Source organism: uncultured Campylobacter sp., from assembly GCF_938039245.1.
Taxonomy (GTDB): domain Bacteria; phylum Campylobacterota; class Campylobacteria; order Campylobacterales; family Campylobacteraceae; genus Campylobacter_A.
In genome coordinates this window covers 14,712-33,451 of record NZ_CALHVN010000064.1, presented here as the reverse complement: position 1 = coordinate 33,451, position 18,740 = coordinate 14,712, and the positions used below count along the sequence as shown (strand labels likewise).

General features: G+C 43.5%; 19 protein-coding genes. 14 read left to right on the top strand and 5 right to left on the bottom strand.

From position 1 onward, the window contains the following. The first annotated feature begins 70 nt into the window (after positions 1-70). From pseC to Q0218_RS11070, 6 genes are read left to right on the top strand one after another with little or no spacing between them, the layout of a single operon-like run. On the top strand, positions 71-1,201 hold the full coding sequence (gene pseC / locus Q0218_RS11095) for a UDP-4-amino-4,6-dideoxy-N-acetyl-beta-L-altrosamine transaminase (protein WP_297969593.1): 1,131 nt from the start codon (positions 71-73) through the stop codon (positions 1,199-1,201). Then, complete coding sequence (locus Q0218_RS11090; protein ID WP_297969591.1) at positions 1,198-2,151, top strand: hypothetical protein; 954 nt, start codon at positions 1,198-1,200, stop codon at positions 2,149-2,151. The genes pseC and Q0218_RS11090 overlap by 4 nt, the downstream gene beginning before the upstream one ends. Beyond that, positions 2,138-3,523: an MBL fold metallo-hydrolase gene (locus Q0218_RS11085; RefSeq protein ID WP_297969589.1), complete on the top strand. Its 1,386-nt coding sequence runs from the start codon at positions 2,138-2,140 to the stop codon at positions 3,521-3,523. The genes Q0218_RS11090 and Q0218_RS11085 overlap by 14 nt, the downstream gene beginning before the upstream one ends. Continuing rightward, positions 3,520-3,822, top strand: coding sequence for a hypothetical protein (locus Q0218_RS11080; protein WP_295143658.1), 303 nt, complete (start codon positions 3,520-3,522; stop codon positions 3,820-3,822). Before Q0218_RS11085 ends, Q0218_RS11080 begins: the two co-directional genes overlap by 4 nt. Continuing rightward, positions 3,815-4,516 carry an SDR family oxidoreductase gene (locus Q0218_RS11075; protein ID WP_297969588.1) on the top strand — a complete coding sequence of 234 codons (702 nt, stop codon included), beginning with the start codon at positions 3,815-3,817 and terminating at the stop codon, positions 4,514-4,516. Before Q0218_RS11080 ends, Q0218_RS11075 begins: the two co-directional genes overlap by 8 nt. Continuing rightward, entirely contained in the window at positions 4,516-5,856 is a 1,341-nt protein-coding gene (locus tag Q0218_RS11070; RefSeq protein WP_297969587.1) for a fatty acid--CoA ligase family protein, read from the top strand. Before Q0218_RS11075 ends, Q0218_RS11070 begins: the two co-directional genes overlap by 1 nt. Positions 5,857-5,914: 58 nt before the next feature. On the opposite strand, the gene Q0218_RS11065 is transcribed toward Q0218_RS11070, so the two are convergent. Genes Q0218_RS11065 through Q0218_RS11055 form a run of 3 tightly spaced genes read right to left on the bottom strand, consistent with a single transcriptional unit; the run spans position 5,915 to position 9,929 of the window. Continuing rightward, positions 5,915-7,171, bottom strand: coding sequence for an FkbM family methyltransferase (locus Q0218_RS11065; protein WP_297969586.1), 1,257 nt, complete (start codon positions 7,169-7,171; stop codon positions 5,915-5,917). Beyond that, positions 7,168-8,427 carry an FkbM family methyltransferase gene (locus Q0218_RS11060; RefSeq protein WP_297969585.1) on the bottom strand — a complete coding sequence of 420 codons (1,260 nt, stop codon included), beginning with the start codon at positions 8,425-8,427 and terminating at the stop codon, positions 7,168-7,170. The genes Q0218_RS11065 and Q0218_RS11060 overlap by 4 nt, the downstream gene beginning before the upstream one ends. Further along, the gene (locus tag Q0218_RS11055; RefSeq protein WP_297969583.1) at positions 8,424-9,929 is read right to left on the bottom strand and encodes an amino acid adenylation domain-containing protein; all 1,506 of its coding nucleotides are present in this window, start codon (positions 9,927-9,929) and stop codon (positions 8,424-8,426) included. The genes Q0218_RS11060 and Q0218_RS11055 overlap by 4 nt, the downstream gene beginning before the upstream one ends. 89 nt (positions 9,930-10,018) lie before the next feature. Here Q0218_RS11055 and Q0218_RS11050 point away from each other — a divergent pair, with 89 nt between their 5' ends. From Q0218_RS11050 to Q0218_RS11025, 6 genes are read left to right on the top strand one after another with little or no spacing between them, the layout of a single operon-like run. After that, a complete protein-coding gene (locus Q0218_RS11050; RefSeq protein WP_295143638.1) occupies positions 10,019-10,237 on the top strand; it encodes an acyl carrier protein in 219 nt (72 codons plus the stop codon). Next, on the top strand, positions 10,237-11,343 hold the full coding sequence (locus Q0218_RS11045) for a ketoacyl-ACP synthase III (RefSeq protein WP_297969581.1): 1,107 nt from the start codon (positions 10,237-10,239) through the stop codon (positions 11,341-11,343). Before Q0218_RS11050 ends, Q0218_RS11045 begins: the two co-directional genes overlap by 1 nt. After that, positions 11,324-12,040 carry an SDR family oxidoreductase gene (locus Q0218_RS11040; protein ID WP_297969578.1) on the top strand — a complete coding sequence of 239 codons (717 nt, stop codon included), beginning with the start codon at positions 11,324-11,326 and terminating at the stop codon, positions 12,038-12,040. Before Q0218_RS11045 ends, Q0218_RS11040 begins: the two co-directional genes overlap by 20 nt. Continuing rightward, positions 12,037-12,795, top strand: coding sequence for an SDR family oxidoreductase (locus tag Q0218_RS11035; protein WP_297969576.1), 759 nt, complete (start codon positions 12,037-12,039; stop codon positions 12,793-12,795). The genes Q0218_RS11040 and Q0218_RS11035 overlap by 4 nt, the downstream gene beginning before the upstream one ends. Positions 12,796-12,804: 9 nt before the next feature. After that, positions 12,805-13,038: an acyl carrier protein gene (locus tag Q0218_RS11030; RefSeq protein ID WP_297969573.1), complete on the top strand. Its 234-nt coding sequence runs from the start codon at positions 12,805-12,807 to the stop codon at positions 13,036-13,038. Then, the gene (locus Q0218_RS11025; protein ID WP_297969571.1) at positions 13,038-14,105 is read left to right on the top strand and encodes a 3-oxoacyl-[acyl-carrier-protein] synthase III C-terminal domain-containing protein; all 1,068 of its coding nucleotides are present in this window, start codon (positions 13,038-13,040) and stop codon (positions 14,103-14,105) included. Before Q0218_RS11030 ends, Q0218_RS11025 begins: the two co-directional genes overlap by 1 nt. Here Q0218_RS11025 and Q0218_RS11020 read toward each other — a convergent pair. Continuing rightward, complete coding sequence (locus Q0218_RS11020; RefSeq protein ID WP_297969569.1) at positions 14,102-14,659, bottom strand: hypothetical protein; 558 nt, start codon at positions 14,657-14,659, stop codon at positions 14,102-14,104. The two genes, Q0218_RS11025 and Q0218_RS11020, sit on opposite strands and share 4 nt — an antisense overlap. Beyond that, the gene (gene pseF, locus Q0218_RS11015) at positions 14,656-15,366 is read right to left on the bottom strand and encodes a pseudaminic acid cytidylyltransferase (RefSeq protein WP_297969567.1); all 711 of its coding nucleotides are present in this window, start codon (positions 15,364-15,366) and stop codon (positions 14,656-14,658) included. Before pseF ends, Q0218_RS11020 begins: the two co-directional genes overlap by 4 nt. 83 nt (positions 15,367-15,449) lie before the next feature. Between pseF and pseI the strand changes: the two genes are divergently transcribed. Both pseI and Q0218_RS11005 read left to right on the top strand, forming a co-directional pair. Continuing rightward, positions 15,450-16,478, top strand: coding sequence for a pseudaminic acid synthase (gene pseI / locus Q0218_RS11010; protein WP_297969565.1), 1,029 nt, complete (start codon positions 15,450-15,452; stop codon positions 16,476-16,478). A 158-nt stretch (positions 16,479-16,636) separates the two neighbouring features. Next, positions 16,637-18,691, top strand: coding sequence for a 6-hydroxymethylpterin diphosphokinase MptE-like protein (locus tag Q0218_RS11005; protein ID WP_297969563.1), 2,055 nt, complete (start codon positions 16,637-16,639; stop codon positions 18,689-18,691). The last annotated feature ends 49 nt before the right edge of the window (positions 18,692-18,740 follow it).

Below are 18,740 nucleotides of genomic sequence, written 5' to 3'. Positions count from 1 at the left end.
GGCGAAATTTCTAACGAAGTATAAACCAAAAAGACAAGCCGCAATAAAGATAAGCCGAAAAAGGATAAAAATGATACCTTACAGCAGACAACAAATCACCGACTCCGACATCGCCGCCGTCGTGAGCGCTCTAAAAGACGACATCCTAACGGGCGGCGACAAGGTCGGAGAATTTGAAGAAGCGATCGCCCGGTACGTCGGCGTAAAGCACGTCGTAGCGATGAACTCGGCGACGTCTGCGCTACACGTGGCGTATCTAGCGCTTGGGGTGCGAGAAGGCGACGAGGTCGTAACGACGCCCATCACGTTTGCGGCGACGGCAAATGCGGCGCTAATGGCGGGAGCGGAGGTTAAATTCGCGCCCGTTAAATTTGACGGAAATATCGACGAAAACGCGCTTGAAAGCCTCATCACGTCTAAAACCAAAGTCATAACCGCGGTTGATTTCGGCGGCAATCCCGTAAATTTGGGCGCTATCTTAAAACTAGCCCGCGAGCGCGGCATAAAGGTGCTTGACGACGCTTCGCACGCGCTGGGCAGCTCACAAGGCGGCGTCAAAGTCGGCGCAAAAGCGGACGTTAGTATTTTTAGCTTTCACCCGGTTAAGCCGCTAACAACCTTTGAGGGCGGCGCGCTAGCGACTAACTACGACGAGATCGCGCGCCTAGCACGCCTTTACCGCTCGCACGGCATAGCCAAAAAACGCCTCTGGGACAGCGATATGAGCTTGCTCGGATACAACTACCGCTTGCCCGACGTCGCCTGCGCGCTAGGGCTAAATCAGCTAAAAAGGCTAGACGAAACTATCGCGGCGCGCGAGAAAATCGCTAAATTTTACGACGAAAAATTTGAGAAAAACCCGTATTTTAGCGTGATCGAGCTACCAGACGACGTCGTTAGTTCGCGCCACCTCTACCCTATCTTGCTATTTCGCCAGTTTTGGTGCGCCAAAGAGGACATATTTGCCGCCCTTCACGCGCGCGGCATCGGCGTGCAGGTGCACTATAAACCGACTTATAAATTTAGCTTTTACCGCGAGCGCTACGGCGATATCTCGGTGCCTAGCGCCGAGGATTTTTACGCCGCCGAGCTTAGCATCCCGTGCCATCAGTGCATGAGTTTAGAGGACGCAAATTTCGTCGCGGACGCGCTTTTTGAGGTTTTAAAGAGCTTTGACGCTCCGCAAGGTTGTAGAGTTTGATCCTGCTCCACGCCCGCGGCAACGAAAAAATCGGTATCGGCAACCTCGCAAGGTGCTACGAACTAGTAAAATTTCTAGCTCCAAACCGCGACGTAAAAGCGATTTTCGAGTGCGACGAGAAGCTATTTTCCAGATTTAGCCAAAACGCGATTAGAAGCGAAAATTTGGAGCATTCAAAGGAGCTGATTTGCCGACTAAAACCGCAAATTTATATTAACGATTTGCTCGATGCGGATAAAAATTTAAGCGATATCGCGCGAAACGCTGGCGCGCGCAAAATCGTAAGTTTTAATACCTTAGAATACGGCTTTGAGCCGGACGCGCTATTTATAATGGACGAGTTTGACTACCCCGCCGCAAGCGGAAATTTTGAGGTTTTTCGTTCGTTTGGCTACTACATCGTGGGTAGCGACGTAGTAAAAAGGCGCGCTAAATTTACGCCCAAGACGCGGCTAAAAAATATCTTGCTATCTTTCGGAGGCGCCGATCCCGCGACGTTTAGCGAGTATTTTGCAAACATAATCGCAAACGACGGTCGCCTTTATACGCTAGTTTTGGGGCCTGCGATGAGCGATGAGCGAAAGGCGAGGATAAAAAGCGTTCAAAAACCGAATTTAAGCTTTATCGATAGCCCCGCAAATTTGATAGATTTAATCTTAAATCACGACGCATTAGTCACGTTAGGCGGTATGAGCGCATACGAGGCGATGACGCTAGGTACGCCCGTTTGCGGCGTAGAGTGGAGCTATCTAGCCTACGTAGTAAGAAGTTTTGCAAAGCTCAAAATGATAAATAATTTAGGCGATATTAAAGACGCCTACGAAAATTTATTAAATTTAAATTTAGCAAGCGTAAATGAAATTTGCGAAAACGCCTACCTCAAAATAAGCGGCGACGCGCTAGCGAAAATAGCGAAAATTTTAGACGGATTTGAAAATGAACGAAGTTGAATTAAAAATTTGCAAAGGCGGCGATCTGGGCGCTAACTCCTACGTAATAACCTGCGGCGAGCGCGCTATCGTCATAGATCCGGCCGACTTTACGCAGATTACGGACGCTTTACGCGGCAAGAAGCTTGATTTTATCGTTATCACGCACGAGCATTTTGATCACGTCTTAGCGCTAAACGAGCTAAAAAGCCGCTACGGCGCCAAAGTAATCGCGCAACGCAAAGCAAGCGAAAATATCGCAAATCCGAGCAAAAATTTATCGAGATTTAGCGATATGATTTACGACGTTATGAAGATTAAAAAAACGCGCGAAATGCCGGAATTTAGCGCGCAAAAGGCCGATACCGAATTTGACGAAAATTACGAGCTTTCGTGGCTGGGGCATACGCTTACGTTCGTTCATACGCCGGGACACTCCGAGGGCAGCTGCTGCGTGAAGCTAGGAGGGCTGCTGTTTTCGGGCGATAGCTTATTTGAGGCCGTAGATACGTCGTTTCTAGGCGGCGCGAAGGCAAAAGCCGCATACGAGAAAATTTCTATGCCGTACTTTCGCTCGCTAGATCCGTTTTTGCGCGTTTGCCCCGGACACGGCGAGAGCTTTATCCTAGGCGACAAACTAAACGCGCGCCAAAAAGCGACGGAAATTTTTAAAAATCGTCCGAAATTTACGAATTTTTTCGTGAATTTCGGCGAATTTAACGAAGCGCTAAAAAACGCTAAAATTTTAGTACGCGCAGAGTGCTGTTTTTTACTCGTAAAGCAAGGCGGATTTTATAAATTTTACTATTTGGTCGATAAGCTTGAAAATTTAGCGAATTTAGACGAGTTTTTTAGGCTGATAAACGAGCCCGTCGTAGCCGAAATCGTCTCGAAAAACGCCATTTCGAGCGATTTTTTAAAAGGCGTAAAATTTAAGCCGTATAAAATTTACTCTCGTTATAGATCCGTTAAAAAAAACAGAAGCTTTAACAACGTTTTACCGGCGGATTTAAGCGACGCAAGCGAAATTTTTGAGCTAATTAGCGAGACTTTTGATCCGCTTAGCGATTATTTACCGAGTTTTGAAGAGCTATCTGAACTAATCGCAAAGGGCCTAGTTTTTGTTATCAAGCAAGAGCGCGCGATAGCCGGAGCGGCGATATTTGAAATAAAAGAAAAAATTTGCTATTTTAGGCTAAATTGCGTAAAAAAAGAGTTTCAAAACGGCCTTATCGGCTTTGCGCTAGCCTCGGCTCCAAAGCAAATGCAAGAGGCTCAGACTTTTTACACCTGGATAAACGACGAGAACAAAGAAGCCGTTAGGCTAAATTCCGCGCTAGGATATAAACCAGACGGCCTAAAAAACTATATCTTTATAAAGGACGACGAATGAATTTGCAAACCATACGAACTTTAATCATCGATTCGCTCAAAGAATACAACCAAGAGCTACAAAGCAAAGAGCTGCAAAACCCGACGATAGATACTAGGCTTTACGGCTCGTCTAGCGCGCTAGATAGTCTGGGGCTCGTCTATATAGTGAGCGATTTGGAGGATAAAATTTATCAAAATTTCGGCAAAAGCATCGTACTGGCCGACGAAAGAGCGATGAGTCAAAAAACCTCGCCGTTTAGAAGCGTGGAGACGCTGGCTAATTATATTCAAAATCTTTTAGAAGAACAAAATGGCTAAGGCGATAATCGTAACGGGCACCTCAAAAGGCATCGGAAAAGAGCTTTGCGAGCGGTATTTACGAGAGGGCTATTTAGTCGCGGGCTGCGCTAGGAGCCAAAGCAAAATCGCGCACGAAAATTACAGACATTTTAGCCTAGACGTAAGCGACGAAATCGCTGTCGTAGCGATGATAAAAGAGGTTAAACGAGAATTCGGCGGGATAGACGCGCTGATAAACAATGCCGGCATCGCCTCTATGAATCATTTTTTAACCACGCCCTTTGATAGCGTAAAAAAGGTATTTGAAACGAATTTTTTCGGTACGTTTTTATTTAGTAGAGAAGTCGGCAAAGTCATGATGAAGCAAAAATACGGCCGTATCGTAAATTATACCACCGTCGCAAGCGCGCTAAGACTAGAAGGAGAGGCGATCTACGCCGCCAGCAAAAGCGCGATAGAAAATTTAACCCAAACGCTGTCAAAAGAGCTAGCGCCATTTAACATAACCGTAAACGCGCTAGGCCCTACGCCGATAAAAACCGACCTAATAAAGGCCGTGCCGCAGGACAAGATAAATGCGCTTCTTGAAAGACAAGCAATAAAGAGATTCGGAAATTTCGGCGATATAAAAAATGCGATCGATTTTTTTATCGACGAAAAAAGCGACTTTATCACGGGGCAAATTTTATATTTAGGCGGAGTTCATAACTGATGCGAGAGATGATCGAGAAATTTAAAGACGGCAGCCAAACGGCGATAATCCATAAAGACAAAAAATATAGCTACGCAGAACTTTATCTAAAAATAAAAGAGACGCTAAATTTTATAAAAAACGAGATCAAAAGCGGCGAAGTAGTCGCGATTTTGAGCGATTATTCGTTTGAGAGCGTCGCGCTTTTTTTTGCTCTTTACGAAAATAAAAACATAATCGCGCCCATAATCTCAAACGCGCAAGAAGAGATAAATTTAAAACTAAAAGAGTCTTTTTGCGATAAAGCGATCGAAATTTGCGGCCAAGGGTTGAACGTAAAAGAGCTAAATCCTGGCGGAACGCATCAAATTTTATCGAATTTAAAAAAGAGCGGACGAGCCGGCCTCACGCTATTTTCAAGCGGTAGCACGGGTAAGCCAAAGGCGATGATACACGATTTAGACGCGCTAATAGACCTTTATAAAAATAAAAAGCAAAAGCGGATGAATATGCTCGTTTTTTTGATGTTTGATCATATCGGCGGCATAAATACGATGTTAAATATCTTATCAACGGGCGCTACGATGATAATCCCTCAAAACAGAAACGCCGATGACGTCTGCAAGCTAATTAACGAGTATAAAATAGCCGTTTTGCCCGCAAGCCCTACGTTTTTAAATCTGATTCTTATCGGCAAATCTTACGAAAAATACGATCTAAGCTCGCTAAGGATGATAACCTACGGCACGGAGACTATGCCGGAAGGGCTTTTAAATAGGCTAAAATCGGCGTTTGCCAAAGTTAAATTTTTGCAGACTTTCGGCACCAGCGAGACTGGCATCGCGTCCACGTCGTCAAAATCGTCCGATTCTACCTTTATGAAAATAGACGATGAAAATTTGGAGTATAAAATCGTAGACGGCGAGCTGTGGCTAAAAAGCAAAACGCGAATTTTAGGCTATCTAAATGCGGAAATGGATAGCTTTACCGATGACGGCTGGTTTAAAACCGGCGATTTAGCGCAGCAAAGCGAGGACGGCTTTATAAAAATCATCGGCAGAAGCAAAGAGATCATAAACGTAGGCGGACAAAAGGTGCTTCCGTGCGAGGTGGAGTCGGTGCTGCTTGAGATGAAAGAGATACAAGACTGCCTAGTTTATGCGGAAAAAAACGCCATCACGAATCAAAGCGTCTGCTGCGACGTGGTTTTAAAGTCGGGCGTCGATGCGAACGGTATCAAAATTTTAGTTAGAAAATTTTGCAAAGATAAACTAGATAATTTTAAAATCCCCGTTAAAGTAAACGTCGTGCAAAAGACCGAATTTACGCAAAGATTTAAGAAAATAAGAACGAAAAGCTAAGCAAATTTGGCGTTTGCCTAGCTAGAATTTTAAACGACGCCGCGCTGCCTCGCTAAATTTACTTTGCTTCGGGCAAGGCGTAAATCACCGTTTCTTCCTGCGTGCATTCGTAGTGGCGCATAAAAAGCTTGCAGTCCGGTATCCATAGCTTTAAAAGCAGCGGTATATCCCATAAGTCGCTAAATTTATGATAAATGCAAATGGCAAGCTTTGGTTTATGGCTTATTATATCATCCATCGCACCTAGCAACGCGTACGTTTCAAACGTCTGCACGTCCATTTTGATAAAGGTCGGGATATGGTTTATAGCGTCGCTAATCGCGGCTACGTCGATCTTTTGCTCCGAAATCTCAGCGCTTAAAGTCGCTCCCAAACCCTCGCCTTGCATATAAAAAGTCGCATTTTCGTGATGGACGCCGGCTTTTATCGGAGTGATTTTCTCTTTTATTTCTTGCGGTAGTTTGCTTACGAATTCGCTTAAAATTTTAAAATTTCGCTCGTCGGGCTCAAAGCTATAAATATGCTTAAATTTATTATCCACGGCTTTTAAAAACGCTTCTATCGTATCTCCCGTATATCCGCCGCAGTCTACAAAAACCTCTTCGTCGCTAAATTTCACTACTTCGTCAAAATACTGCTTTTTAACGTCGTCCTTAACCTCTAAAAGATAAGTATAGTCCTCGGTGAGTTTAAATTTCAAAGCGGCTTTAAAAACGCGCCTTGACTTCTCGTCGTTAAGCAAGCCGTAGAGAGTAACTATGCGCGAAATTTCGGGCGTCGTAAAGACGTGGTTTAGCTCGTTAAAGTCGTATTCTTCAAAGCCGGTTTGCTTTTTATCGAAAAAGCTATCGCTTATAAAATTTTTCGCAAGACTTCGCATACTATAAATATGCGTAAAGCCGTTATCGTAGAGCAAATGCGGAAGCTGAGCGAAAATTTCGGCGTTTATAAAAACGACCGTATTTGCCGGGTCTGCGTAAAATTCCTCTTTCGAGATCAAATTTGCTTTAAATTTATCGTATTTTTGCAAGTCTAGGTAATCGTAGTCTTTGCAGTTTGCAAATATCCCCTCGCCGCTATCTCTTTGGGTTACCCAGTCGTATACGCCGTAAATATCCACTCCGTAGGTTAGTTTTAAAAATTTAGGCAATACTTTTAGATAATAGCCCGTACCTAAAATAATTAACTTTTTATCTTTACAAAGCATCTTAAACCGCTCTATCTTTTCTTGTTCGTAGATATGGTTAAATTCGCCCTCTTGCGTGGCAAAAAGCGCGTCTACGAGCTCTTTAAAGTCGCCGTCTTTTATTTTCATTTTTGATCCTTCGGTATGGCGTACACCACGGTCTCGGCTTGATAGCATTCGTAGTGCCTGATATACAAATCATACTCGCTAACCCACTGCTTTAAGAGTAGCGGTATATTCCAAAGGTCGTCGAATTTATGATATATGCTTATGGCAAGCTTAGGCTTATATTTGACGATACTCTCCATCGCGCCTAGCAATGCGTACGTCTCGAATGTCTCTATATCCATTTTTATATAAGTCGGCGCAAATTTGACTACGTCGTCTATGGCGCATACCTCCACCTTTCTATCGGTGGCTTCGTTGGTGCATGCTATCGCCATCTCTTCGCCTTGTAGGTAAAATACGCTGCTTTTATAATAAACTCCCGCCTTTATAGCTTTAATCTTATCTTTTTGTTCAAGGCCTTCTACGTATTTAGTTAAAATTTTAAAATTTCGCTCATCGGGCTCAAAGCTATAAATATGCTTAAATTTATTATCCACGGCTTTTAAAAACGCTTCTATCGTATCTCCCGTATATCCGCCGCAGTCTACAAAAACCTCTTCGTCGCTAAATTTCACTACTTCGTCAAAATACTGCTTTTTAACGTCGTCTTTTACGTTTATCAAATAAGTATAGTCCTCGGTGAGTTTAAATTTTAAAACCGCCTTATAAACCTCTTTTGATTTCTCGTCGCTAAGGAGATTATAAAGCGTAACTATGCGAGAAATTTCGGGCGTCGTAAAGGCGTGGTTTAGTTCGTTGACGTCATACATCGCAAATTCGGTAGCCTTTTTATTTAGCACGCTCTGGGACAATAAATTTTTACCCAAGCATCTCATACTATAATAATGCTTAAATCCGTTATAGTAAAGGAAAAAAGGCATATATAAAAAAGACTCGCTATTTATAAAAACGACCGTATTTGCCGGATCTGAGTAAAATTCCTCTTTTGATATAAATTTAGCCTTGTCTTTATATTTATTATACTTTTGCAAGTCTAGATAATCGTAGTCTTTGCAGTTTGCAAATATCCCCTCGCCGCTATCCCTTTCGGCTACCCAGTCGTATACGCCGTAAATATCTACGCCGTAGGTTAATTTTAAAAATTTAGGCAATACTTTTAGATAATAGCCCGTACCTAAAATAATTAACTTTTTATCTTTACAAAGCATCTTAAACCGCTCTATCTTTTCTTGTTCGTAGATATGGTTAAATTCGCCCTCTTGCGTTGCAAAAAGCGTATCTACGAGTTCTTTAAAGTCGCCGTCTTTTATTTTCATTTTTGATCCTTTATTAGCTCTTTTAGTTTGTTTCTATCTATCTTGCCGTTTACGTTTAGCGGCATCTCATCAAGCATTACAAAGCGCGTCGGCAGCATATATTTAGGCAAAATTTTGCCTAAATTTAGCAGAATTTCTCTTTGCGAAGCAGCGGTTTGCGAAGTATAAATTAGCACGATAGCCCCATCATACAGCGCGCACGCGCTATCTACGCCGCCAAGAGACAAGGCGGCCGTCTCTATCTCGCCCAGCTCTATACGGTACCCCATGTGCTTGATCTGAAAGTCCTTGCGGCCTTTATACATTAGTTCGCCGCGCTCGTTATAGTAGGCTAGATCGCCCGTGCGGTAGATTCGCTCGGGATATGCGGGATTTAGTGGATTTTGCGTAAAAGCGCTAGCGGTTTTAACCGGGTCGTTGTAGTATCCAAGAGCTAGCGAGGCGCCGCGCACGCAAAGCTCGCCTAGCGTATTTCGCGCGGTTACTAGCGCGTCGTTTTCATCTAGCAAAAAGACGTCGGTATTTTTACAAGGATAGCCTATGGGCAAACTCTCCTCGTCGCTAAAATCGCGATCGACGACGTAATACGCGCAATCGACGGTCGTTTCCGTCGGTCCGTACAAATTTGCCAAAACGGCGTTTTTAAAACGAGATTTAAAATAATTCATCGTTTTTACGGGCATGACTTCGCCTGCGAAAATTATAAATTCAAGGCTTAAATTTACCCCTCTTAGCAAATCCAGCGCAGCGATATTCGCCATGACGGAAGGCACCCAAAATATAAAATTTATCTCGTTTTTTTCCAAATATTCCACTACTTTAATCGGAAACGTAAAAAGCTCTTGCGGTATCAAAAACAGCGTAGAACCCGTTTTTAGCGTCAGATAAATATCAAGCACGGAGTTGTCGAAAATAAAAGGAGCTTGGCTCGCGATTTTTAAATCGTCTTTAAAACTAAACGTCTCGCACGCCCACTCGATGTAATTTATAGCGCTTTTGTGCGAGATTGCTACGCCCTTTGGCGTACCGGTGGAGCCCGAAGTATTTATGATATAAAGCGGGTCGGTATCGATCGTATTTTCGTAATTCGCCCGATCGAATTTATCCTCGCCTTTTAAATTTATCTCGTCAAAGATGATTAAATTTACGCCCGAATTTTTTAAAATTTGAGCATGCTTCGCATCTGTAACGATAAATTCGAGGTTTAAATTTTTGATGATGGCTTCAAGCCTAGACGCGGGATTTTTGACGTCTAGGGGCACGTAAAAGCAGCCGTTATAAAGCGTCCCCAAAAAGCATTTTATAGCTTTCACGCTTTTTGGCAAAAGTACGCCCACGGGCCTGTTTTTAGTTATATTTAAGCTCTGAAAATGCGCGGCTATCGCCTTAGCCTGCGAATTTAGCTCGCTAAAATTCACGCTCTCGTCTTCATCTCGTATCGCCGTTTTAAGAGGAAACCTTAAGGCCGAATTTTGCAAGTAGGACAGCATATTTTTTTGCATTTTTTACCTTATTTGAGATGATTAAAATTTTAGCTTGATTTTATTGTATTTTAGTTAAAATCAAGCTAAAATTTTAAGGAGGATTTAAGATGGATACAAACGAAAAAATGGCCCTAATAGCCGAGCTTTTAGAGCTTGAAGTAAGCGATTTTACTCCAGAAACCAAGCTTGAGGAGCTTGAAGAGTGGGATTCGCTCGCGGCTATCTCTTACGTCGTTATGATGGACGAGCACTTCGGCGTGACGGCAAATCCTAACGATATAAGAAATTTCAAAACGATCCAAGATATATTAGATAGTATGAAATAATGGCGTTTGATCACATTAAAAACGTAAAAATTTCGGCGGTTTGTTGCGCCGTACCGGAAGATAAACTCGCGCTTGAAGATTTTTATAAAAAATTTGACAAAGAAAGCGTGGAAAGATTCGTAAAAGATACCGGCATTAGGCAAAAATTTTATAGCAAAAACAACAAGACTATCACCTCCGACCTGTGCTTTGCCGCGGCAGAGGAGATAATCAAGAAAAAAAACATTTCAAGAGACGAAATAGACGCGGTCATTTTAGTAACGCAAAGTCCCGATTATAACGTACCCGCTACGGCGATAACGCTGCAATATAGACTGGGCCTATCTCAGGAGTGCATAGCCTACGATATAAATTTGGGTTGTTCTGGTTATATTTTCGGCTTGCATACGGCCGCATCGATGCTGCAAAGCGGATACCTAAAAAAGGTTCTTTTATTGGTAGGCGACGTAACCGAACCTAGCATATTCGGAATAAACGGCGGTACGGCTAATATATTCGGCGACTTAAACGACCTTCTTTTCGGGGACTGCGGGAGCGCGACGATAATCGAATACGACGAAGGAAACGAAGGGCTTAGATTTGCCCTGCAATCTATGGGAGACGGGTTTAAAGCTATCGGAGCTTGCCATGGGTCAAGATACGCATACGCCGGGCATCCGCAGTTTGATATGTCTTTGCATATGGACGGGCTAGCTGTAGTTTCTTTTAGTATAACCAAAGTTCCGAAGCTGTTTAAGGCGTTTTTTGAAAAATTTCAGGCCTCTGCGGAGGAGTACGACTCGGTACTGCTTCATCAAGCAAACAAGTCTATGCTAGATACGATAGCTAAAAAAATAAAAATGCAAGACAAGTCGCGCCTAAGCCTTGAAAGATACGCCAACACCTCATCGGCTAGCGTACCAAACGCCATGTGCGACTACTACGGCGACAAGGACGGCGACGAGAGCGTTAAAGTCATAATGTCGGGCTTTGGCATAGGGCTATCGCTGGGTGTGGCGGATGCCTATATAAGTCCAAAAGATATTTTGCCTATCATCCAAACCGATATCACGTGGGACGAGGGCAGATCAAAAGTACTAGAAGCTAATGCTAAATCTAAAAAATAAAAAAATACTAATAATGGGCTGCGGCGTCATAGGCGGCGCGGCGGCTAAAATTTTAAGCGAGTCGGGCGCTAAAATCGTCGTAAGCGACAAGGACGAGCGCGCTTTGGACAAGGTTTCGTTAAATTTAAGCGACGGTCGCGCGATAGCCTTTGACGCTAGCCGTGTAGAAAAAATCGAAAATTTTATACGAGACGTCGTAAATTTCGACGGCTTAAAGCTTGACGGACTGGTTTACGCCGTAGATAAAAATTTAACCGCGTCTTTGGCGGATACTTCGCTAGAGCTTTTGCAAGACGTTATGACGGAAAATTTCTTCGCGTTTATCCAGGCCGTTAGGGTTTTTGCCGGCGAAGGAATTTATAACGCAAAAAGCAGCATAGTAGCCGTCTCAAACTACGCGTCGCTAGGAGCGGACAAGGGGCAAATAGCCTACGGCGCGTCAAAAGCGGCGATGGATAACGCTATACCCGCAATCGCAAAAGAGATATACTCCAAAGGCATCAGGATAAACTCCATCCGCCCCGCCGTCGTGCAAAGCGATAAAGAGCCCAGCCAAAGGGAGCGAGAACTAGTCGCAATGATGCAAACGGGCGCGATCGATCCCGAAATTTTAGCCAAACAGATCGCATTTTTGCTAAGCGAGAGTTCAAGCGGCGTTTACGGCAGGCATTTTGACGTCAGAGGCTATCTGGTATGATAAATTTCAAAGATAAAAAAATTTTAGTAACGGGAGCAAGCTCTGGCATCGGTAGGCAAATAGCCGTCAGGCTTAGCGAACTGGGCGCTAGCGTAGCGCTAATAGCCAGAGACGAGGCTAGGCTAAAACAGACGCTATCTATGATGAAAGAGCCGGCCAAACATAAAATTTTTGCTTACGATTTACAAGATATAGACGGGATCGCAGGGTTAGTTTCAGACTGCGTTAAATTCGACGGGGTTAAATTTAACGGATGCGTCCACGCTGCCGGAGTGCCGTCCATATATCCGTTTAAACTGCTAGACCACGCGACGAATGAAAAAATTTTTAAAATAAACGCCTTTTCGGGGCTTGAAATAGTAAAGCAGTTATCCAAAAAACAAAACTCCGACGACGGCGCGTCCGTGGTATTTTTTTCGTCTATTGTAACGAAAATGTTTTTAAAAGGACAAATTGCTTATATCATCAGCAAGGCCTCGCTAGACGCTATCGCCAAGCCGCTGTCTTTGGAATTGGTAAAAAGGAAAATGCGTATAAACACGGTCATAGTCGGCGGCGTATTAACTCAAATGGTAAAAGATACGCAAATTTTTAGAGACTTAAAAAACGACGAGAAAGACCCGTACACGACGTCTGATATATGCAGATTGCTAGAACCGCAAGAAGTGGCGAATATGGCGATATTTTTGCTAAGCGATGCGGCTAGGTATATCGTAGGCGAAAATTACTTCATAGACGGCGGAAATTTTAGATAAAGAGACGATATGAAAGAAAAAATAAGAGAAATTTTAGTAGATATTAGACCCGAATACGACTTCTCGGGCGATGAAAATTTTGTCGAATCTGGCATGCTAGATAGCTTTGACGTGCTTACGTTAGTTACGGATTTAGAAGAAAAATTCGGCGTAAAAATAGACGGCGGCGATATCTTGCCCGAAAATTTCGGCAGCATCGAAGCTATAGAAAATTTAATCGTTAAAAGCGGCGCAAAAGCCTAATGAAAACCAAATTTTTCGGTAAAAAAATCAGCGGCATTTTGGCTTTGCTTCCGCAGACGGAGTATAAATTCGAAGACGATATGAAATTTAACTCGCTCTCGCAGAAGCAAAATTTAAAGCTAAAAAATACGATGGGTTACGACAGGCACAGATTTTTTAAAGACGAGACGTATTTGTCCCAAGTGGCGGTCTACGGACTAAACCGCCTTTTTGAAAAAGGACTGCTGAAAAAAGAGGAAATTTCCGCGCTCGTAGTGGCTACGACGACGCCTGATTTTTTAATGCCGGCAACCGCTAATCTAATCGCCGGCGAGCTAAATTTAAGCCCGGAAATTTTTTGCATGGATACAAATCAGCAATGCGCCGGCTTTATTAACGGATTATTTCAAGCCTTTATGCTGCTAAATAACGAAGGCGCTAAAAAAGTAGCCCTGATAACGGGCGACGTTTTATGCAAAAATCCCGATAGAAGCGACACTAGCAGCTATCCGCTAGCAGGCGACGCTATTTGTATTACCGTCGTAGAAAACGGTGAAAACGACGCGTTTTTCCACTGCGTAACGGATGCTAAGGACTACGATGCGCTGGTGTTTCCGGCGATGGGTTTTAGAAAGCCGACGAACGAGGAAAAAGCTAAATTTTCAAGCTCCAAATACGGAGGTCGCGACTGCTTGCAGCGCATTCATATGGACGGACAGGCGGTGTTTCAATACGTAATGCAAAACGTGCCTAAATATATCGCCCAAAGCCTAGCTTACGCGGGCGCGGATAAAGACGAGCTGGATTATTATTTTTTCCATCAGCCGAATAAATTTATGGTCGATAAACTAGCTCAAAAACTAGGCGTTTCAAGTCAAAAGGCGCCTAGCAACGTAGTTACTTTTTACGGTAACTCCAACAGCTCCACGATCCCCGTTTGTATCGCTCACAACGCCAAAGAGCAGATGACGGGCGGCGGTATTTATAAATGCATGCTAGCGGGTTTTGGCGCGGGGCTAAACTACGCCTCTATCGTAACGAGTCTTGGCAAATTTGATTTTTGCGATACGGTGATTACCGATTTTTAGCTAAAATCGCCATCTTTTATCTCATAAATTTTATTAAATAATTTTGCGGATTTGCTATTTTTTACGCGTTCATCGTCGTAGCCGTATAGCCTAACTAGGTGATGTAAAGCCTCGCTGTTACTGCTAACGGCTATATCTTCGCCGCCTTGACCGACTCTAAAAACCCTGCTATTTTCGGGCTTTATATCGTAAGATATAAGCTTGATTTTTAGCCGGTCGCATATATACATCATGCAGTTATGCACGGCTACGCCTCCGCCTTCAAATTTATATAGCTCGTCGGTCAAATAATACCCCAGATAAAACGACCCGTCGTCAAGCTTTTTTAAATTTATCACCGCATAATCCTCGCCGTCGCACGTTATCAAAAACGCGAAAAATTTATCGCGCTTTTTTAGCGCTTCACGGTAGGCTTCGTGTTGCTTAACCGTGATAGGTTCGGGCGAATTTGATACGGTTCTAACATATTCTTGATTTCTATATTCTAAGATTTTGCGGTACTTCTCGTCGCTTAAATTTACGAAATTTATGATTTCTAGCCGTTTTTTTCTCATGCTTTTTCCCTTGATTTTTGCACCGCTTCGTATAAAAACTCCGCTCTTATCCAGTCTTGTGGCGTATCGATATCCTGCACCAAGTGACGCGGCAAAACGATCGCTATGCTATCTCGCCCGAAGAAAATTTCATCGCTCGAAGGCGCGTCTAAATTCGTCCAGTAAAACTGCCCCGCGTCTTGATAAGCCTCCTCTAAATCCTGGCTTCTTTTGGCGAAATTTTCTCTCCAAAACATCTCGCATCGCCCGTCCTTGGCGATCTTAAACGTCCGCCAGATGGGAAACGGCATAGAAGTGCACGAAAAGGCGTTTTTGGCGTTTGATGCGCGTAGCTTTTCAAGACCTAGTTTAATGTAAAATTCGTCTATCAGCGGCGCGGTAGCGTAAATCGTACAGACGAATTTTATCCTATCGCCTCTTGCTTGCAAAAATTTTATCGCATGCTCTACGACGGCGCCCGTCGCGGTATAATCGTCGCTTAACTCTTTTGGGCGTATAAACGGCACGCTAGCGCCCGCATTTCTCGCAACGTCCGCTATCTCCTCGTCGTCTGTGGATACGATAATCTCGTCAAAAATCCCCGCCCTAATCGCCGCTTCTATGCTGTAAACGATCATCGGTTTGCCGCAAAAAGGCTTTATATTTTTTCGCGGGATTCTTTTGCTGCCGCCGCGAGCGGGGATGACGGCGATGATTTTGGCGTCCATTTTTTTCCTTGTTTTTAGGGAGATTATAGCCTAGCGGGGCAAATTTTATGATAAAATCAAACTAAAATTTCGGAGCCGAATTTATGAAAATAGCAAATTTCGATACGAACGAAAAAGTCCTTTTAATCGCCGAACTCTCGGCAAATCACTCAGGCAGCTTAGAACTTGCCGTCGAAACTATCAAGGCGGCTAAACGCGCGGGAGCCGACGCCGTAAAACTGCAAACATACACGGCCGATAGCCTGACGCTAAACTCCAAAAAAGAGGATTTCATGCTACGCGGCGGACTGTGGGACGGGTATGATTTATATAGCCTTTATCAAAAAGCCTTAACTCCGCGCGAGTGGCACGAAACGCTTTTTAAAACGGCCGCAAACGAAGGGTTAATCTGCTTTTCAAGCCCGTTTAGCAACGACGATGCCGATTTTTTGGAGCGCTTTGACCCGCCTGCTTACAAAATCGCTAGCTTTGAGGTAACCGATTACGATTTTATCCGGCACATAGCTAAAAAAGGCAAACCGGTCGTCATCTCGACCGGCATCGCTACCCTGCGGGAGATCGAAGACGCGGTTCAAATTTGCAAAGAGTGCGGCAACGAAAACGTAGCGCTTTTAAAATGCACGTCTAGCTACCCCGCTCCGCTTGAGGGGATGAATCTACTCACGATCGCCGATATGAAGCGTAAATTTGACGTAGAGGTCGGTTTTTCAGACCATACTCTGGGTATCGTAGCGCCCGTAGTCGCCGTGAGTCTGGGCGCTCGCATCGTAGAAAAACATTTTATCCTAAACAAAGAGGTGCGAAGCGTGGATGAGGCGTTTAGTCTGGACGAGGATGAATTTAAACAGATGGCAAGCGCCGTAAGAGACGCGGAAAAACTACTAGGCAAAGCCGTCTACGAATTAGACGAAAGAGCGCTCGCCAGCCGCAACTACGCCCGTTCGCTTTATGCCTGCGCAGATATCAAAAAAGGCGAAATTTTTAGCGAGCAAAACGTAAAAAGCGTGCGCCCGGGCTGGGGTTTACATCCTAAATTTAAACGCGAGCTAATCGGCAAACCAGCCAAACGAGATATAAATTTCGGAGATAGATTAAGCAGCGAGGATATGTAAATTTAGCGCATATCGTAAGGATTTGATACCGCGCTAGCCGGCAAGCGCGCTTTACTACGTATACGCTAAATCTCCGGCCGAGTTTGCGCGAAATTCGGGCGTAAATTTGGAACGAATTTAGCTTTAAAATAAAATAGCAATATAAATAAGGAGGCAAAATGCCGCAAAACGAATATTCGACTATGGATGATTTTCAAGTCGTAAAAGAAAAAGAAAACGAGCAAAAAAACGCAAAAAAAAGCTCTGAAGCATTTGAACCAAGCGCCAATCCGATATTTCAAAAAAACTTGCAAGCCCTTTTTCAGCAAGACGAAATTTTAGCCGCCCGCCTTTGGGGAATGGACGAGATGGCGGATTACGACGTATTTGTCGGCAAAGACCCGATCGATATAAACATCATCAACAATAAAACCTTAAAATACGTCTACGAAAATCCCGTCAAAGACGTCCAAAATACGCTAGAATCCGTCGAGAACGAATATAAGCGCTATCCGATTATGTATTTTTACGGGCTAGGCAACGGGATACTTTATAAAGCGCTTTTAAAAAACGAAACGCATCAAAAAATCATCGTCGTAGAACCGGAAATCGAAATCATCTATGCGGTGTTAAATTTGATCGACCTTTCAGACGAATTATCCAGCGAAAGGCTAACTCTTTTTTACTCCGAGTTCGCAAACTACACGCAGTTTTATTATCTGGCGTGCAATAGCAAATTTACCGCATACGCTAAAATTTACAATCTTCAAATTCACTCACCGTTTTACGATCAGTTTAGCGACGACTACGCAGAAATAAACCAATCCTTTGCAAAAGCCATCTCTCAAATGGTGGCTGGTCACGGCAACAGCATAGACGACAATCTAATCGGAGTGAGGAATAATATAGAAAATTTAACGGCGATGCTCACAAACTACTCCTACGTCGATTTGATAAAAAAGCGCTATAAACTAATGGACACGGCAGTCATCGTTTCAACGGGACCAAGCCTTGATAAACAACTTGAGACGCTTAAAAAATTTGCTCCGTACGTTACAGTCATCAGCCTTGACGCATCGCTACCGATATTAATGAAACACGGCATAAAGCCTGATTACGTAACTTCGATAGAACGCGTAGAGGCCACGTCAAGTTTTTTTAAAAAAAGAGATAAAAAAATAGACAAAGACGCTTACTTTATCATCGCGTCTTTGACGCATAAAAAAACGATTAAAAATATCTTACCTCGCCGCCTAGTCCTAACCATGCGCCCTCAGCAAAACGAAACGTCGTTCGGGCTAAAAGGCTACGGCTACCTAGGGATCGGGCACTCCACGGCAAATCAAGCCTATCAGCTAGCCTACGTTTTAAAACACAAAAATATCGTTTTAATCGGTCAAGACCTAGCCTTTGCTCCGGACGGTAAATCTCACGCCACCGGGCACGCGTTCGCGCAAGCCGACGAGTATCTATACGTCAAAGCCTACGGCGGCGAGGGCGAAGTTCGCACGACTTACGTATGGGACAAATTTAGGAATCAATTTGAAGCCGATATCGAGCAGTCTAGCAAAAAAGACGTAACGACGTATAACTGCACGCAAGGCGGCGCCAGGATAGAAGGCAGCATAGAAAAACCGTTTTTAGAGACTATGCAAGAGCTTTGCAAAGACAAAAAACAAAAAAATCTCCCCAATATCGCGCCGATAAAAGAGAAAAGAGCGAATAAAGATATGTTAAAAGCATATAAAGTACTCGTAAAAAAGCTAAGCTTTGAAAACGAAGCCAAACGTATAATCGAAGAGACGTTTTTAGAAGTCGTACCGAAAATAGACGAAATTTCAAAACTAAGAGACGAAGGGAAATTAAGCGAAAAACACTTTCATAAGCTCGTTAAAATTTCAAATAGGATAGATAAAGCAAAAGACGCTATCTCAAAGCCTAAATTTAAGCCTTTTATCGAAAATATAGTGGCCATATCCGTATATTTCCAAGAGCTTGAACTAGCTAAAATCTCAGTCGCCCCGAGCGATACCACGATGCAAAAGGTAAACAAGCTAGCCGAATGGGTAGAAATCCATAAATACTGGCTATTTTCAGTAGCTGGCGGACTAAACGCAGAGATAGAAACCATCAAAAAAGCTTCCAGAAATTTAGTCCGCGAGCTAAAAAAACGAGGACTCATAACCAAAAACGAGATAGGTCAAGCAAAGGAAAATTTCAGACTAAGTTATTAAATTTCGATCATAAATTTAGCTTTATTTTTATTTTTAGCCTTTATTTGCT

Excerpts from the sequence above, each read along its gene's own strand:
- pseC (WP_297969593.1), top strand. The coding sequence starts at position 71 with ATGATACCTTACAGCAGACAACAAATCACCGACTCCGACATCGCCGCC.
- Q0218_RS11085 (WP_297969589.1), top strand. The coding sequence starts at position 2,138 with ATGAACGAAGTTGAATTAAAAATTTGCAAAGGCGGCGATCTGGGCGCT.
- Q0218_RS11080 (WP_295143658.1), top strand. The coding sequence starts at position 3,520 with ATGAATTTGCAAACCATACGAACTTTAATCATCGATTCGCTCAAAGAA.
- Q0218_RS11075 (WP_297969588.1), top strand. The coding sequence starts at position 3,815 with ATGGCTAAGGCGATAATCGTAACGGGCACCTCAAAAGGCATCGGAAAA.
- Q0218_RS11070 (WP_297969587.1), top strand. The coding sequence starts at position 4,516 with ATGCGAGAGATGATCGAGAAATTTAAAGACGGCAGCCAAACGGCGATA.
- Q0218_RS11065 (WP_297969586.1), bottom strand. The coding sequence starts at position 7,171 with ATGAAAATAAAAGACGGCGACTTTAAAGAGCTCGTAGACGCGCTTTTT.
- Q0218_RS11060 (WP_297969585.1), bottom strand. The coding sequence starts at position 8,427 with ATGAAAATAAAAGACGGCGACTTTAAAGAACTCGTAGATACGCTTTTT.
- Q0218_RS11055 (WP_297969583.1), bottom strand. The coding sequence starts at position 9,929 with ATGCAAAAAAATATGCTGTCCTACTTGCAAAATTCGGCCTTAAGGTTT.
- Q0218_RS11050 (WP_295143638.1), top strand. The coding sequence starts at position 10,019 with ATGGATACAAACGAAAAAATGGCCCTAATAGCCGAGCTTTTAGAGCTT.
- Q0218_RS11045 (WP_297969581.1), top strand. The coding sequence starts at position 10,237 with ATGGCGTTTGATCACATTAAAAACGTAAAAATTTCGGCGGTTTGTTGC.
- Q0218_RS11040 (WP_297969578.1), top strand. The coding sequence starts at position 11,324 with ATGCTAAATCTAAAAAATAAAAAAATACTAATAATGGGCTGCGGCGTC.
- Q0218_RS11035 (WP_297969576.1), top strand. The coding sequence starts at position 12,037 with ATGATAAATTTCAAAGATAAAAAAATTTTAGTAACGGGAGCAAGCTCT.
- Q0218_RS11030 (WP_297969573.1), top strand. The coding sequence starts at position 12,805 with ATGAAAGAAAAAATAAGAGAAATTTTAGTAGATATTAGACCCGAATAC.
- Q0218_RS11025 (WP_297969571.1), top strand. The coding sequence starts at position 13,038 with ATGAAAACCAAATTTTTCGGTAAAAAAATCAGCGGCATTTTGGCTTTG.
- Q0218_RS11020 (WP_297969569.1), bottom strand. The coding sequence starts at position 14,659 with ATGAGAAAAAAACGGCTAGAAATCATAAATTTCGTAAATTTAAGCGAC.
- pseF (WP_297969567.1), bottom strand. The coding sequence starts at position 15,366 with ATGGACGCCAAAATCATCGCCGTCATCCCCGCTCGCGGCGGCAGCAAA.
- pseI (WP_297969565.1), top strand. The coding sequence starts at position 15,450 with ATGAAAATAGCAAATTTCGATACGAACGAAAAAGTCCTTTTAATCGCC.
- Q0218_RS11005 (WP_297969563.1), top strand. The coding sequence starts at position 16,637 with ATGCCGCAAAACGAATATTCGACTATGGATGATTTTCAAGTCGTAAAA.